Annotated in this window: 16 protein-coding genes; 9 read left to right on the plus strand and 7 right to left on the minus strand. The window is 52.1% G+C overall.

Features of this window, described 5'->3' with window-relative positions; translation table 11 throughout:
- The first annotated feature begins 53 nt into the window (after positions 1-53).
- From gloB to fabI, 7 genes are all read left to right on the plus strand, one after another.
- Positions 54-830 carry a hydroxyacylglutathione hydrolase gene (gene gloB / locus HMPREF1487_RS01665; protein WP_010794863.1) on the plus strand — a complete coding sequence of 259 codons (777 nt, stop codon included), beginning with the start codon at positions 54-56 and terminating at the stop codon, positions 828-830.
- Between the two features lie 74 nt (positions 831-904).
- Complete coding sequence (locus HMPREF1487_RS01670; protein ID WP_010794864.1) at positions 905-2,488, plus strand: LysM peptidoglycan-binding domain-containing protein; 1,584 nt, start codon at positions 905-907, stop codon at positions 2,486-2,488.
- Between the two features lie 155 nt (positions 2,489-2,643).
- A complete protein-coding gene (locus HMPREF1487_RS01675) occupies positions 2,644-4,473 on the plus strand; it encodes an extracellular solute-binding protein (RefSeq protein ID WP_010794865.1) in 1,830 nt (609 codons plus the stop codon).
- Positions 4,473-5,555, plus strand: a complete 1,083-nt coding sequence (locus tag HMPREF1487_RS01680; protein ID WP_010794866.1) for a microcin C ABC transporter permease YejB — start codon at positions 4,473-4,475, stop codon at positions 5,553-5,555. The genes HMPREF1487_RS01675 and HMPREF1487_RS01680 overlap by 1 nt, the downstream gene beginning before the upstream one ends.
- Positions 5,555-6,577 carry an ABC transporter permease gene (locus tag HMPREF1487_RS01685; RefSeq protein ID WP_010794867.1) on the plus strand — a complete coding sequence of 341 codons (1,023 nt, stop codon included), beginning with the start codon at positions 5,555-5,557 and terminating at the stop codon, positions 6,575-6,577. Before HMPREF1487_RS01680 ends, HMPREF1487_RS01685 begins: the two co-directional genes overlap by 1 nt.
- Positions 6,555-8,204, plus strand: coding sequence for an ABC transporter ATP-binding protein (locus tag HMPREF1487_RS01690; RefSeq protein WP_010794868.1), 1,650 nt, complete (start codon positions 6,555-6,557; stop codon positions 8,202-8,204). The genes HMPREF1487_RS01685 and HMPREF1487_RS01690 overlap by 23 nt, the downstream gene beginning before the upstream one ends.
- Before the next feature lie 18 nt (positions 8,205-8,222).
- The gene (gene fabI, locus HMPREF1487_RS01695) at positions 8,223-9,017 is read left to right on the plus strand and encodes an enoyl-ACP reductase FabI (RefSeq protein WP_010794869.1); all 795 of its coding nucleotides are present in this window, start codon (positions 8,223-8,225) and stop codon (positions 9,015-9,017) included.
- A gap of 43 nt (positions 9,018-9,060) precedes the next feature.
- On the opposite strand, the gene HMPREF1487_RS01700 is transcribed toward fabI, so the two are convergent.
- The 5 genes from HMPREF1487_RS01700 to pcsA all read right to left on the minus strand — a co-directional run bounded on the left by HMPREF1487_RS01700 (position 9,061) and on the right by pcsA (position 11,911).
- Positions 9,061-9,891: a formate/nitrite transporter family protein gene (locus HMPREF1487_RS01700; RefSeq protein ID WP_010794870.1), complete on the minus strand. Its 831-nt coding sequence runs from the start codon at positions 9,889-9,891 to the stop codon at positions 9,061-9,063.
- 13 nt (positions 9,892-9,904) lie between these two features.
- Complete coding sequence (locus HMPREF1487_RS01705; protein ID WP_010794871.1) at positions 9,905-10,150, minus strand: hypothetical protein; 246 nt, start codon at positions 10,148-10,150, stop codon at positions 9,905-9,907.
- A 191-nt stretch (positions 10,151-10,341) separates the two neighbouring features.
- Entirely contained in the window at positions 10,342-10,716 is a 375-nt protein-coding gene (locus HMPREF1487_RS01710) for a response regulator (protein ID WP_010794872.1), read from the minus strand.
- Between the two features lie 92 nt (positions 10,717-10,808).
- Positions 10,809-11,015, minus strand: coding sequence for a hypothetical protein (locus tag HMPREF1487_RS01715; RefSeq protein ID WP_010794873.1), 207 nt, complete (start codon positions 11,013-11,015; stop codon positions 10,809-10,811).
- A 188-nt stretch (positions 11,016-11,203) separates the two neighbouring features.
- Positions 11,204-11,911 (minus strand): phosphatidylcholine synthase, encoded by a 708-nt coding sequence (pcsA, locus tag HMPREF1487_RS01720; protein WP_010794874.1) that lies wholly within the window; start codon positions 11,909-11,911, stop codon positions 11,204-11,206.
- Positions 11,912-12,282: 371 nt separating this feature from the next.
- On the opposite strand from pcsA, the gene dusA reads away from it, so the two are divergent.
- Both dusA and tal read left to right on the plus strand, forming a co-directional pair.
- On the plus strand, positions 12,283-13,293 hold the full coding sequence (dusA, locus tag HMPREF1487_RS01725) for a tRNA dihydrouridine(20/20a) synthase DusA (RefSeq protein ID WP_010794875.1): 1,011 nt from the start codon (positions 12,283-12,285) through the stop codon (positions 13,291-13,293).
- Positions 13,294-13,338: 45 nt separating this feature from the next.
- Positions 13,339-14,262: a transaldolase gene (gene tal, locus HMPREF1487_RS01730; RefSeq protein WP_010794876.1), complete on the plus strand. Its 924-nt coding sequence runs from the start codon at positions 13,339-13,341 to the stop codon at positions 14,260-14,262.
- Between the two features lie 12 nt (positions 14,263-14,274).
- Here the strand turns inward: tal and rssC are convergent, their stop codons facing one another.
- Both rssC and rssB read right to left on the minus strand, forming a co-directional pair.
- On the minus strand, positions 14,275-14,757 hold the full coding sequence (gene rssC / locus HMPREF1487_RS01735; RefSeq protein ID WP_010794877.1) for an anti-sigma factor antagonist RssC: 483 nt from the start codon (positions 14,755-14,757) through the stop codon (positions 14,275-14,277).
- The gene (gene rssB / locus HMPREF1487_RS01740; RefSeq protein ID WP_010794878.1) at positions 14,754-15,938 is read right to left on the minus strand and encodes a two-component system response regulator RssB; all 1,185 of its coding nucleotides are present in this window, start codon (positions 15,936-15,938) and stop codon (positions 14,754-14,756) included. The genes rssC and rssB overlap by 4 nt, the downstream gene beginning before the upstream one ends.
- Positions 15,939-16,056: the final 118 nt, after the last annotated feature.

A 16,056-nucleotide genomic window follows, 5' to 3' on the forward strand; every position in this document is an offset into this window, starting at 1 on the left:
AACTCATAAACGCCTAATATGCAATTTTGCACATCTAACGGTAGTTACCGCACATGATTCAGATAGACGCCCTTCCCGCCTTTTCCGACAACTACATCTGGTTGTTGCAGGATCCGTCTTCCAAACGTTGTGCCGTGGTAGATCCAGGCGATGCTGCCCCTGTCCTTGAATGGCTGGAACGGCATCCCGGATGGACGCTTACAGACATTCTTCTCACTCATCACCATCACGATCACGTAGGCGGTGTGCAGGCGCTCAAAGGAGCGACAGCGGCCCACGTCTACGGTCCGGCACTGGAAGGCGTACCCTGTCTGGACACCGCACTTAATGAAGGCGACAGCCTTGAAGTTTTTGAGCGCCCCTTTCACGTCCTGCATGTTCCTGGACATACCTTGGGCCATATTGCCTATGTTCGTACCGGCGCTCAGCCTTTGCTGTTCTGCGGCGATACTCTATTTGCAGGCGGCTGCGGCCGATTGTTTGAAGGGACACCTGCACAAATGCATGACTCGTTGCGTAAGTTTGCTCAGCTTGCGCCCACGACCAAAGTGTACTGTGCACATGAATATACGCTGAACAACTTGCGTTTTGCTCATGCCGTAGAACCGACTAATAACGAGCTGACCAAACGATACAGGCAGGTAGAGGCCATGCGCGAGCGAGGCGAAATGACGCTCCCCTCTACCCTAGAGCTAGAGCTTGCTACGAACCCGTTCATGCGCTGTTCAACCCCTTCTGTCAAACGCGCTGCGGACGAAAGAAATGGCTTTCCAACCCGCTCGGAAGTAGAGGTTTTTACTACCTTACGCGCATGGAAAGATCATTTCTGAGGACTAGTCAATCTTGACCCTGCGGAGCGGCATTCCTAGAATCGCGCAAATTTATCCGGGGATGCACTCAGCTAATGCCGCCACAGCCGCCACATAATGCCGACGTAGACGGACTGGCTCGCACCGCGAAACTTTCTGCTCTTTTCCTTGCTGTCTTCCTGGCGGGCTGTCAGGGAATGGCGCCTAAAGACCAGGAACGCTATCTCCCAGAAGACAGCCTGAGCAGCAATATCAATATGCATCGGGAGCCCGAGTGGATAAAGCTCGGCACCCAGAACAAGGCACCCAAGGATATCTGGGATCGCATGCGCAGTGGCTTTCAGCTGCAAAGCGAAATCGGCGTAAATCCCCGTATCGAGCAGCAGCGGCTCTGGTATGTCAGCAACCCGGCCAATATCGAAAAATCGGCTAACCGGGGCGGACTGTACCTGCACTATATTGTCGAAAGGCTTGAAGAGCGGAATATGCCCCTTGAGCTTGCCCTGCTTCCGATTGTAGAAAGCTCCTTCAACCCCTTTGCGCTTTCACGCAGCGAGGCGGCCGGGATCTGGCAATTCATTCCCACTACCGGGCGCTATTTCAACCTGCAACAGACTCGCTGGTACGATGGACGACTGGATATCACAGCGTCTACCAACGCAGCGCTCGATTATCTTTCCAAACTCCACGATATGTTCAATGGCGACTGGCTACTGGCACTGGCAGCCTATAACGCCGGCGAGGGTACTGTAGGTCGCGCCATTGAACGCAACCAAAAGCTTGGATTGCCTACTGACTACTGGAACCTGTCTTCGCTTCCACAGGAAACACAGGACTACGTACCCAAGCTGCTGGCCGTTTCCCAGCTGATCATGAACCCGGAATCATACGGCATCCAACTGGACTCGATTGCCAACGAGCCCTATTTCGAAGTCGTCAAGATCAAGCAGCATCTAGATCTTGCTAAAGTTGCCAAGCTGGCTGATCTCGATGAGGACGAACTATATCGCCTGAACCCGGCGTATACCCGTCGGGTTACCATGGACGGACCCAAACAGCTCTTGATTCCGGCAGAAAAAGCCGAGTTATTACTCGAAAACCTGGCGAACGAATCCTCTGAAGCGATCGTAAAATGGCAGGAATACACGGTGCGCCGTGGTGATAGCCTGGGCGCTATCGCCAATCGCTATAGCGTAAGCACTCAACAGATCCTGTCACTCAACAAGCTGAAGTCCAGCCGACTGGCTGCAGGCCAGAGACTGATGCTTCCTCGCGTATCAGGTAGTATTTCACCAGTCACTAGCCAGAAAGACGTTGCCGCCCTTGTTGAGGAGCCGGTGACTCGTACCTACCGGGTCAGAAGTGGCGATAATCTCTGGACCATCGCTCGCGACAACAAGGTCGAGCTGGGCGACCTGAAACGCTGGAACAATTTGGGCAAGCAGGGCCTTAGGGCAGGCCAGGTACTCAAGCTCTATGGCGCACCGGTGAAAGCAAGCAAGCTAGCCAACAGCAGCAAATCGCGCCAGAACGTGACGTACTATAGAGTCAAGCCCGGCGACTCCTTGTACATGATTGCTAAACATTTCAATGTACAACTGCAATCTATCCAGCAGTGGAATCCCAAGAGTGGAAAAAACCTCACGCCTGGCCAAACCTTGACTTTGTATCTCGATTGATGGGTCCTGGTGCGTCACAGGCACTCATATACGTCTCTTTTTCCTGCTGAAGCGAACTGGTACCGTTACTGCTCAACGCCTTACAGAAAGAGTTCTGCCTGGCCGTACAGCTTATGATCAAGCCAGCCTCTCCGACACATACAATGAGCGCTAAGATGGCCCTTCGTTTTTCTGCCTGGATTCATGGCGCTCTTTTCGCCGCCGCGCTAGGGCTGGTGTATGGTAACGCCCATGCTGCCCCTCAGCATGCAGTTACCTTGTATGATGAGGCCCCCAAGTATCCAGCAAACTTTAGTCATTTTGATTACACCAATCCAAATGCTCCTAAAGGCGGCAACCTACGCCTGTCCGGCTTCGGTAGTTTCGATACGCTCAATCCCTTCAACAACAAGGGAACGCCCCCTGCCCAGATCAGCCTGATTTATGAAACACTGACATTTCATGCTCAGGATGAGCCTTTCACCGAATACGGGTTGCTGGCCGAAAAGATCGAAAAAGCCTCTGACAACAGCTACGCTCGCTTTTACCTGCGTCCCCAGGCTCGATTCAATGATGGAACACCAGTCACGGCTGATGACGTAGTGTTCACCTTCAACGCTTTGGTCAATCAGGGCGATCCGCTCTACCGCAGCTATTACGCGGATGTAAAAGAAGTCAAAGCTGAGAGCCGGCTGGTGGTCCGTTTTGACTTCAAGACAACCCAAAATCGTGAGCTGCCTCTTATTCTGGGGCAGCTACCGGTTCTGCCTAAGGCATGGTGGGCCAGCCGGGACTTTGGGAAGTCTTCTCTGGAACCACCTCTTGGTAGCGGTCCTTACCGAATCGCCAGCCTGCAGGCCGGGCGCTCGCTTAGGCTTGAGCGTGTAAAAGACTGGTGGGGTAAGGATCTTGCCGTTAACAAGGGCTTCTACAACTTCGACACTATCACGGTTGACTACTACCGTGACCAGAACGTAGGACTGGAAGCGTTCAAGGCGAATCAGTTCGATATAAACCAGGAGATGTCCGCCAAGAATTGGGCAACCGCTTACGAAACGCCGGCTTTGAGAGAAGGACGCATCGTCAAGGCAGAAATACCTAATCATGAGCCTCAAGGCATGCAGGCTTTTATTTACAACCTGCGCCGTCCCATGTTTCAGGACAAGCGGGTACGCCAGGCTATTGCGCTCCTGTTCGACTTTGAATGGAGCAATCGTCAACTGTTCTACGGCGCCTATACACGCAACAATAGTTACTTCGAAAATTCCGAACTGGCTGCCAGGGGACTACCCGACCCAGAAGAGCTGAAGATTCTGGAACCTCTACGCGATCAACTGCCTCCACAAGTCTTTAGCCAATCGCTAGAGCCTTTCCGTACCGACGGAAGCGGAATTGTCCGACCGCAACAACGAGAGGCGTACCGGCTCTTGCTGGAAGCGGGCTATCACATCGAAAACGATCGCATGGTGGATACACAAGGAAATCCATTGCGCTTTGAGCTCATGTTGGCCCAACCCGCCTTTGAAAGAGTGCTGCTGCCCTACAAACGCAACCTCGCGGAAGTTGGTATCACCCTGGCTATTCGGCGGGTAGATGTATCCCAGTTCGTCAATCGTGTACGCTCCCGCGACTTCGATATGACAATTTTCAGCTGGCCACAGTCCAGCTCGCCCGGTAATGAACAGCGTGACTTCTGGCACTCAACCAGTGCAGATGACCCTGGAAGTCGTAATCTGCTCGGACTGAAGGACCCTGCCATCGATCGTCTCGTGGAGATGCTAATCGGCGCCGATACTCGTGCTTCACTAATTACCCATGCCAAAGCGCTAGATCGCGCCTTGCTTTGGGGGTATTACGTCGTTCCCAACTGGTATACCGACCGCTGGCGAGTTGCCTACTGGAACCGCTTCGGACGCCCCGCTAAGCAACCCGACTCCGATTTCGGCCTTATGACTTGGTGGCAAGTCAGCGATACGGCACGCAAAACGTCGCAGGTGAACCCCTGATGCTGTCCTACGCCCTGCGGCGATTGCTGCTGATTATTCCTACGCTGTTCGGCATTTTGCTCATCAACTTCATTATTATTCAGGCCTCTCCTGGCGGCCCTGTTGACCAGGCCATGGCTCGCCTGCAAGGTTTGGGCGCGGGTGGCGCAACAAGCCGCATTACGGGCAGCGGGAGCGAGTCGGCAGAGCATGGCAATACACATTATCGCGGTGCCCAGGGCCTGGATGAGGATCTGATCAAGCAGCTCGAAAAGCAATACGGCTTTGATAAACCTGCAACGCAGCGCTTCTGGCTGATGATAAAAAGCTATGCCCAACTGGATTTTGGCCAGAGCTTTTTCAGGGACGCCAAAGTAACTGACCTTATCCTGGAAAAGTTGCCGGTCTCAATTTCCCTTGGCCTGTGGAGCACACTGATTCTGTATCTGGTCAGCATTCCACTCGGCATTACCAAGGCTATCCGCCACGGCAGTACGTTCGATGTATGGACTAGCTCTGCCATCGTCATTGGCTATGCGATCCCGGCCTTTCTGTTCGGTATCCTGCTGATCGTACTGTTTGCGGGCGGCAGTTATCTGCAATGGTTTCCACTGCGCGGCCTGACGTCACCCAATTTCGAGGAACTGACGCTAGGTGGCAAGATCGTCGACTACTTCTGGCACCTGGCGCTCCCGGTAACCACCCTTGTGATCGGCGGCTTTGCAACGCTTACGTTATTGACCAAGAACAGCTTTCTGGACGAGATCAATAAGCAGTATGTCATCACCGCACGGGCCAAAGGTCTGACAGAGCGTCGCGTCCTTTATGGGCATGTTTTTCGAAACGCCATGCTTTTGGTCATATCAGGTGTCCCTGCGGCATTACTGGGCGTATTTTTCACCGGCTCATTATTGATTGAAGTGATCTTTTCCCTGGATGGCCTCGGGCTGCTTAGCTTCGAGTCAGTCATGAGCCGGGATTACCCAGTCGTATTCGGAACACTGTTTTTATTCACTCTGTTCGGGTTGGTGACCAAATTAATCAGCGACCTGACTTATATGCTGATCGATCCTCGCATTGACTTCGAAAGCCGAGACTACTGATGCCGCGTCTTTCCCCCCTCAATCAACGCCGCTGGAGTCGCTTTAAGGCTCATAAACGAGGCTGGTATTCGCTCTGGCTGTTTATCGTCCTGTTTGTTCTTTGTCTCTGCGCAGAGCTCATTGCCAATGACAAACCCTTGGTCATTCATGTCGATGATCAGTGGTATTTCCCTGCGTTGGTGCATTACAACGAAACCGACTTTGGCGGTGAGTTTCCTCTGGAGCCCAATTACAAAGGCCCCTACTTCGAAAAGCTGATGACTGAAAAAGCAGCCTCTATGGTATGGCCGCTCATTCCGTTCAGCTACGACAGCATCAATTACGACCTCAATATCCCAGCCCCCGCCCCACCCTCAGCACAAAATTGGCTGGGGACGGATGATCAGGCAAGAGACGTTCTGGCCCGTATCATCTATGGCTTTCGCATATCGGTCCTATTCGCCTTGATTCTAACCATCGGCAGCAGCCTGATTGGCGTGCTTGTAGGCGCGCTACAAGGTTATTTCGGCGGTTGGGTAGATCTTCTAGGGCAGCGCTTTCTGGAGATCTGGTCAGGTCTGCCCGTGCTGTTCCTACTGATCATCCTGTCCAGTTTTGTACAGCCTAACTTCTGGTGGCTGCTGGGCATCATGCTGCTGTTTTCATGGACGTCTCTGGTAGATGTTGTGCGCGCTGAATTCTTGCGTGGCCGTAACCTTGAATATGTACGTGCGGCACGCGCGCTCGGCATGAAAGATCCTGCGATCATGTTTCATCATATTTTGCCAAACGCCATGATCGCTACCATGACCTTTCTTCCCTTCCTGCTCACGGCAGCAATTGGAACCTTGACGTCCCTGGATTTTCTAGGGTTTGGGCTTCCGGCTGGTGCACCCTCCCTGGGCGAGCTGATCGCTCAGGGTAAAGAAAACCTGCAGGCGCCCTGGCTGGGCATCTCGGCCTTTGTGACATTGGCCTTGATGTTAAGCCTTCTAGTATTCATTGGCGAGGCGGCACGCGATGCATTCGACCCCCGAAAATAACGTGGCGTCTTCTGCCCAGCAGACCACCCGATTGCTTGAAGTGCGTGATCTGTGCGTCGAATTTCGCAACGGACAAGAGGTAGTTCGTGCAGTCGAGCAGGTATCGTTCGATATTTACCCTGGCGAGACCTTGGCTCTTGTCGGTGAAAGCGGCTCGGGCAAATCTGTAACAGCCCATTCGTTGCTGCGTTTATTACCAGCGTCCACCGCCCACTATCCTGCCGGCCGTATCCTGTACGGTGGCCAAGATCTGCTGAAGTTGCCTGAAAGGAAACTGTACGGAATACGCGGGAATCGCATCGCCATGATCTTTCAGGAGCCGATGACGTCCCTCAACCCACTGCATACGCTCGATAAGCAGCTAGGCGAAGTCCTGGCGCTGCATAAAGGCATGAAAGGTCCTCCCGCACGCAAGCGTATGATCGAACTTCTCGATCTGGTAGGCATTCCCGATCCAGCCAGCCGCCTTTCAGCTTACCCACATGAGCTTTCGGGCGGTCAGCGCCAGCGCGTCATGATTGCCATGGCGCTGGCATGCGAGCCGGATCTGCTCATTGCTGACGAGCCCACTACTGCACTGGATGTCACCGTTCAGCAAAAGGTTCTACACCTTTTGAAAGATCTGCAGAAGCGATTAGGCATGTCGATCCTGCTTATCAGCCATGACTTGAACCTGGTACGTCAGATTGCCGATCGGATATGTGTCATGCAACGTGGTCGCATCGTCGAACAGGAAACGTGCAAGACGCTGTTTCAACATCCACAGCATCCTTACACACAATTACTGCTGGCAGCGGAGCCGAGTGGCGATCCGATTCCCAGCCATCCTGCACCTGTAGAACTGGCTACTGAACATTTGAGCGTCTGGTTTCCGATTCGTAAAGGGCTGTTTCGTCGAACGGTTGATCACGTAAAAGCCGTTGACGACGTCTCACTAGCGGTTCCACGAGGTCAAACCTTGGGCATTGTGGGTGAGAGCGGCTCTGGTAAAACCACATTGGGCCTGGCCATTCTTCGTCTATTGGAAAGCCGCGGCCGCATACGCTTCGGCAATCAGGCGCTCGATCAGCTATCCTCTGCCCAAATTCGACCGTTGCGGCGACAGATGCAAGTGGTCTTTCAGGACCCTTACGGTAGTCTGAGTCCACGTATGTCCGTTAGCGACATCGTGGGAGAAGGACTGAGAATCCATCGCATAGGAACACCAGAAGAACAGGAGACAGCAATAATCGGGGCATTACGGGAGGTAGGACTCGATCCAGAGGTCCGCCATCGTTATCCTCACGAGTTTTCAGGTGGGCAACGGCAACGCATCGCCATTGCCCGGGCCCTGATAGTGAAACCTTCGTTGATCTTGCTGGATGAGCCTACCTCAGCGCTCGACAGGACAGTTCAGCGGCAGGTCGTGGACCTGCTTCGCGATCTGCAGGCCAAACACAATCTGACTTATCTGTTCATCAGCCATGACCTGGCTGTTGTAAGAGCGCTGAGTCACCAACTGCTGGTGATGAAAGCGGGCCAGGTTGTAGAACAAGGGAGTGCTGAAGATGTCTTTCAACGACCTCAGCACCCGTATACACGGCAGTTATTGGATGCGGCACTTGCATCGTCCGCCCCTGCCTATTAACCAAGAGGAAGAAAACACATGGGATTTCTCGCCGGTAAGCGCGTCCTGATCGTAGGCGTCGCCAGCAAATTGTCCATTGCCTCCGGTATCGCTGCTGCGATGCACCGTGAAGGTGCCGAACTGGCCTTTACCTATCAGAACGACAAGCTCAAGTCCCGCGTTGAAGAGTTCGCGGCTGGCTGGGGTTCCAATGCCGATTTGTGCTTCCCTTGCGATGTTGCCAAAGACGAAGAAATCGAAGCGGTGTTTACAGAGCTCTCCAAGAAGTGGGACGGCCTGGACATCATCGTTCATTCTGTTGGCTTTGCACCCGGCGATCAGCTGGACGGCGACTTTACTGAAGTGACAACCCGTGAAGGCTTCCGTATCGCTCACGACATCAGTGCCTACAGCTTTGTTGCGCTGGCCAAGGCGGGACGCGAAATGATGAAGGGCCGCAACGGCAGCTTATTGACCCTGTCCTATCTGGGTGCAGAGCGCACCATGCCCAACTACAATGTCATGGGCATGGCCAAGGCCAGCCTTGAGGCAGGTGTCCGCTATCTGGCAGGCAGCCTTGGCCCAGAAGGCACTCGCGTTAATGCTATCTCGGCTGGCCCCATTCGCACCCTAGCGGCCTCGGGCATCAAGAGCTTCCGCAAGATGCTTGCAGCTAACGAGCGCCAAACCCCTCTGCGTCGTAACGTGACCATTGAAGAGGTCGGCAACGCCGGTGCCTTCCTATGCTCGGACTTGGCGTCAGGCATCAGCGGCGAAATTCTTTATGTCGATGGCGGCTTCAACACTACCGCCATGGGTCAGATAGAAGAGTAACGTAAAAGCACTATGAATAAAAAAGGCCCCTCAAGGGCCTTTTTTATGGTGTATCGCTTCGTATCTGTGCATGGCTGAGAAGAGTAAAAATAAACGTTCCGCCTACAATATTACCCGCCAAGGTAGGCCCAACGAAGACAAGCCCGAACTCTGTCCATGAAAGCTCGCCGGAAAACACCAGATAAGCCACCTCAGCCGACCCCACAATAATATGGGTGAAGTCACCCAAAGCCATCAGGTAGGTGATCGCAATGATTATCCAAATCTTGGCATGCTCTGCTGACGATATCATCCAGACCATGGTTGCGATCATCCATCCAGAAATGATTCCCTTTGAAAACATTTCTGGTACGCCATTTTCCATTACTTTCCGGCCTATCTCCAGAAAGGCCGCATCGACTCTGGGTTCGAACAGAGGAAGGTAAAGCACGACATAGGAAATGAGCGATGTGCCGATCAAGTTACCTATAAGAACGATGCCCCATAACCGCAGCAATTGCCTGAACATATGCAATGACGGCTGCGTCATTACAGGAAGCACCGCCGTAATGGTGTTTTCGGTAAAGAGCTGCTGTCGAGCCAGAATTACGGCCAGAAAACCCACCGAATAACCAAAGCTCGAAATAAGCTTGCTTATCTCTCCCTTAGGGAGATGAGAATTCAAAAGCCCCATCGCTATCAGCGAAAGGCCCATGGTTAGTCCTGCGCCCAGAGCAGACCAGAAAAGCGCACTGCTACTTCTCTCAAGCTCCTGCTCGCCTTGCTTTCTGATAGTTTCATGGAGAACCGCCGCGCGAGGCGGCTGGTTCTCACTGACATCCTGCTCTTCCTCAGCGGTAAGACCAGGCGTTTTTCCCTTATCGACCGAATCCATAGAGCTTCCTCGCTCAGCGGGTACTTTCTTCCCAGATAAGACTGCCATCCTCAGCGACTTCAACTACCCGGCTAAGCGCTGCGTCAGCAGCTTCTTCAGCCTCGGATGCCAAGTCGAAATGCCGCTCAGTGGCTACTCGATGAAAATGAGGCTGACTTCCTTCCTCTCGGGCCTTAACGCCAATCACGGCTTCAAAGCCGTCTTGCGCAGGTACGGCGGATGAAATCGCTTCGAAATGTTCAAAATGCTTGATTGCCATAGATACAGTCCTCTCCACGTTAACGTTGGCGTCCACAAGCCAACCGGATACTTAGTAGACTGATAAGGCTAGGAAACGATCTGCCCGAGGTATAAAAGAATAAGTATCTGTTAGTACAACACAACAGATCGCCATACCATGGCAGGGCATCGACTGTTGTCGGCAGAAAGTTGGATCAACTAAAAGCGGCGTTAAGCCAGGAGCCGCTGGATGTAGTCCTGCAGCTTGTCCAAAGCAAAAGGCTTGGCCAATACTGGAGCTGTGCCAATCAGCGGACTGCCTGTATCCATAATTTCAGCTGGATAGCCACTGATAAACATTACTTTGAGGTCAGGACGTAGCTTAAGTGCCGGCTCGGCAATCATTACGCCCGACACGCCATCAGGCAATCTGTAGTCAGTGATCAGAAGATCGAGGTCAGGCTTTGTAGCCAGAATAAGAAAGGCTTCGGTCGATGAAGGCGCCTGAAGCACCTTGTAACCAAGCTCAGTAAGGTAATCAACGAGTATTAACAAGACCTGAGGTTCATCCTCTACGATTAATACTACTTTATCTGTAGAACTCATGAACCGTCTCACTCGATTAAACACGCAGCTTTGACCACGAAACAGGCTCAAGTTCCCCGTATTGGAAACTTGAGCTTTTAAATCTATATACCTTACTTATCGCTTTTATCGCCCTGCTCTTCTTTTGGTGAAGGCGTGACGTCACCCCCCACGTCAGCGCCGGCGCCTTTACCGGTGGATGATCCGTCAGGCGTCCCCATGCCGGCAGAGTTAGGGCTTGTCTTATCGTCAGCCAATGCCATGCCAGTTACAGACATCAGTCCCGTCAACGCCAATACAGCTAGTGCTTTGGTTTTCATAGCGGCCCCGTCTTAGATTAGTGGTCTTCTTTTCACTTCGAAGCATTGCCTCGTCAAAGATAGACCTGATCACTCGACAGGTGTTCAAGACCAATGATCTCTATCGACCGACACTTTCATTACCAAAACTCATGGGCAATAAAAAGCCCCGCGTGAGCGAGGCTCTTGGGCAAAGACGATTTTAGCGTTTAAGCGCGCAGGTGACCAAACCACTCAATGGCCGAACGCCAAATGCAGATTCCAATGAAGTATCCAGACATGGCAAACCAGATTGCCAACAAAGTTGGACTATGGTCAGGATGATTAAGAATCAGCAACATACTGCACAGCAGCCAGACGAACGTTACTGCAATATTGATAGGCATGAACTTGCGCACTCGGAAAGGGTGCAAGAATTTCATGCGCGTCAAAGTCAGCATCGCCAGCACAATAACGCCCAATAGCGTCAGCCACGGTGCTGGCGACAGGATATACAAATAAAGCGCCACCACATTCCAGGCTGCTGGAAAGCCTACAAAGTAGTTATCGCTGCTCTTCATGTTCACGTTACAGAAACAGAACAAGGAAGACACTAGAATCACTGAAACGGTAAAGAGCGCGGTGTAGCTTGGTAAAGGTATGTACTTGTAAATGAACAACGCCGGAATGAAGACATACGTAAGGTAGTCAATCGCCAGATCAAGTACTGAACCGTCGAAATGGGGCAGAACAGATTTGGTATTGAGCTTGCGCGCCAGGGTTCCGTCCAGACCATCTACAATCAGGGCAGCACCGAGCCACAGCAGGCATTCTTTGGGCTGATTATCAAACAGGGCAAGTGTTGCAAGCAACGCCAGGACAACACCCGTGGCGGTGACGCCATGGGCGCCCCAGGCTTTGAGCTTGTCTGAGGGCATGGTCAATATCACAGCGAATCTCTTCGTGGCATGAAATAAGGCTTATACAGTCGGCGCAAAGAAAAACAAACCGGCCATATGGTTAATAAATCAGATCTAGAATACAGGAGTTTGGAAAGGATACCGATACGAACATTCATGATGCTACCGACAAGACAAAGCGTACCCCTATAGAGTTCGCTGGAATATGAGGTATTTCGTCTTTTTGGCGTCTTCCAAATTAAAAAGCACGCGTAGCCAAGGATACGATACCGATCTTCGATTAGACGGGGGCTTTCCTGATAAGCTAGCGCTCAAGCTCGCCGAAGTTACTGACCTCTATTTCCGATGTCGTATTGGAATAGGCTGTAACGTAGTAACTGGAACACCCCATGACCGCCTCGAACACTCACCCAGCCTTGAACAAGCCTTCTACACTGTCACGCCGCTTCTCCGTTGCGCCAATGATGGACTGGACGGACAAACATTGCCGCTTTTTCATGCGCCTGCTTTCGAAGCGAACACTGCTTTACACCGAGATGGTAACAACAGGCGCCTTGCTTCGAGGCGATCCGGCACGCTTTTTAGCGTACGACCAAAGTGAGCATCCTATCGCGCTGCAGCTAGGCGGCAGTACTCCGCATGAGCTGGCAGCCTGTGCCCGCCTAGCCGAAGCAGCAGGTTACGATGAGGTCAACCTGAACGTTGGCTGCCCAAGCGATAGGGTACAGAATAACATGATTGGCGCCTGCCTGATGGCTCACCCTCAACTGGTGGCTGATTGCGTAATGGCAATGCGCGACGCGGTAAGTATTCCCGTTACGGTAAAACACCGTATTGGGATCAATGGCCGAGACAGCTATGATCAGCTGCAGGAGTTCATTACCACCGTCAACGAAGCGGGCTGCAATAGTTTTACCGTACACGCACGCATTGCCATTCTGGAAGGATTGTCTCCCAAGCAGAATCGTGAAGTCCCGCCGCTGCGTTATGACGTAGCCGCACAACTGATGAATGATTTTCCAGATCTTGAATTCATTCTGAATGGCGGCATTAAGACCTTGGAAGAAGCACAGACTCACCTGAAGACTTTCAATGGCGTCATGCTTGGCCGTGAGGCTTATCACAACCCGTATCTTCTGGCGTCTGTGGATCAATTAGTGTTCGGTGATGACCGTGCCATTACGACTCGGCACCAGGTGTTACAGTCGCTTCGTCCGTATATAGACAAGCATCTGGCGTCAGGCGGCGCCATGCATCACATAACCCGGCACATTCTGGGCCTTTCGCAGGGAATTAAGGGAGGGCGCCGCTTCAGGCAGCTACTCTCAGTAGATGTGCATAAAAGCTCAGAACCGCTACGTATATTTGACCAAGCCACTGAACTCTTGGAAGGTCATTGAATCTGGTCAAACACTCTAATCACTACGTGAGGATCGATAGCAAGCATGAACAAGCTAGAGCAACTCAAGCAATACACTACAGTAGTAGCCGATACAGGTGATCTGGACGCTATCACACGTCTGAAGCCTGTCGATGCTACGACCAACCCTTCCCTTCTGCTGAAAGCGGCAGCATTGCCCCGCTACGCTCAACTGCTAGGCGACGCTCTCAACGATACGGGTGACGACATCGGCCTGGCTTGCGACAAGTTTGCGGTTGCTGTTGGCAAGGAAATTCTTAATGTCATTCCGGGCCGCATTTCGACTGAAGTCGATGCCAGGCTTTCGTTTGATACAAATGCAACCCTGAGCCGTGCAGAGCGCTTGATTGACCTGTACGAGAAAGCCGGAATCAGCAAAGACCGAGTACTCATCAAAATTGCCTCCACATGGGAAGGCATTCGCGCTGCTGAAAAGCTCGAAAAAGATGGTATTCAAACTAATCTGACTTTGCTCTTTTCCTTTGCCCAGGCGGCAGCTTGCGCTGATGCTGGCGTTTTCCTGATCTCTCCATTCGTTGGTCGTATCTACGACTGGTACAAGAAAGCCGAAGGCCGTGACTTTACTGGAAAGGAAGACCCAGGCGTACAGTCAGTTTCCCGTATTTATCAGTACTACAAAGCCAACAAGTTCGAAACCGTGGTGATGGGTGCAAGCTTCCGTAACCTCAACCAAATCGAACAACTGGCAGGATGTGATCGCTTGACGATCAGCCCAGAGCTACTGCAGAGCCTGTCTGAAGATGAAGGCACGCTTGAGCGTAACCTGGTAGCAGGCGGCACAGCCGAGCCGTTGCATTCCCTTAACGAAAGTGCTTTCCGCTGGTCTTTGAATGAAGACGCCATGGCCACCGAGAAACTGGCGGAAGGCATCCGCCAATTCGCTCGTGATCAGGAAAAACTGGAAGGCCTGATTAGCGCCAAGAAGTAATGCCAGACCTGGTCAATGCTTTTCTAAAGCATTGACCAGGTCCTTGAATGCTTCACGATTGGATTCATTCAAACTCATCAGTATACGATGAGCCTCTAGCACCTTATCCCTGACGACTTCCTCAGACTCATCCTGCGGGGGGAGGTCATGCAGACAGTCCGAACATGGCACGGGCTGATTCACGATATTGAATACCTGATCAAAACCCATCGAATCCAACAGTCGTGTGATATCTGGATTGGTGGTGACCAATGCTGGCAAGAGGCCAATCTTTTGACGTGAAAGAATAGAGAGCTTTGCCAATAAGCCTAGCGTTGTACTATCGATACTTTTAGTGTCGATCAGATCGATTACGATTGATGAAAAATTCAACGCAGAAAAGATCTGTTCAATAGTGGCATCCAGCGCCGAGCATAATGTCAAGCGCACCTCGCCGATGAATTTGAGCACAAAGGTGCCATTCATTTCAGCGAACTGGATTTTACCGGTACTCATGCAAGGTTCCTGCTTAACACCAGCATGGCGATATCATCCGGCATCTCGCCCAAGTTGGCCAGTCCAAGCTGTTTCGAAATCCCACCTAGCGTCCCATTGGCCAGGCGGACCTGTTCAGGTAAAGAAGCCTCTTTCGCTTTCAAGTTCTCTCCAGGCAATAAATCAAAAATCCCATCGGAAAACAGCGCAAGGCTGAAACTGGCGGGTAACTCCAAAGTATGGTCTGAATAGCTGGCCTCTTCAAAAAGGCCAACCGGAAACCCCTTCCCCTGCAAAAAGCGTGTCTCTTCTGCAGTGTGCAACACAGGAAGCGGCAAGTGCCCACCAATACTGTAAGTAAGTACACCACTGTCTTCATCGATCACGCCACCCAACATGGTAACGTGTTTGCCCAGCTTACAGTTCAGCAAGCCACGATTGATATGCCCCAGCACATCGGAAGGCCTGAACTCAGGCAGAGTGCCATTACGACGAGATTCATACAACAGCCGCGTCGTCATAAACTTGAGCAACACCGTTACAAACGCTGACGACGCTCCATGTCCGGAAACATCTGCCAGATAAAAAGCGATACGGTGCTCATCAACGCGAAAATAATCGACAAAATCACCAGAGAGATACAAAGATGGAATGATCTGGTGAGCGAAATTCAAACCATTGGTTTCCCAGGGTGTTACCGGCAGCATATTCATTTGCACTTGCCGGCCGGCATTCTGGTCCTCCTGTAAAAGACTCAGGCTCGCCTGAAGCTCTCGATTGGCATTTTCCAGTTTGATGCGATAACGATCATTTTCAAGGCGAAGCCTTGCACGGTCGAGCGCCCGAATAACCGAATGTTCTAGAACAGCCAGATCCTCAAGAGGCTTGATGAGATAGTCGGCCGCGCCCAATCTCAGCGCCTCGACAACATCACTCATTACCCCTGCGCCCGAGAGGACTATGACAGGCGTATCGAGCGACATTTCCGAAATGCGCCGTAACAAGGAAAGCCCATCCAGCTGAGGCATTCTAAGGTCGCAGATAATGAGATCCGGCTGCTCACGCTCGAAGACCTGCAAACCCTGCATACCGTTCGAAGCCTGTAAGACCGTAAAGCCGCTATCTTCGAGATAGTCCGCCAGACTCAGGCGTACAACCTCATCATCATCGATAATCAAAAGTGTGGCGCTGGGATTAGGCATAAACTATCCAGGCATGCGTATCCCTATGAGGTGGTCTTTTGGATCAGGCCAGGGTGCACGCAATAGGTACTATTTTTAATACGGCGCAGACACTACTCCCATCAGCCGAGCCGTTCAA

This window comes from Pseudomonas sp. HPB0071 (genome assembly GCF_000478505.2).
GTDB lineage: Bacteria > Pseudomonadota > Gammaproteobacteria > Pseudomonadales > Pseudomonadaceae > Chryseomonas > Chryseomonas luteola.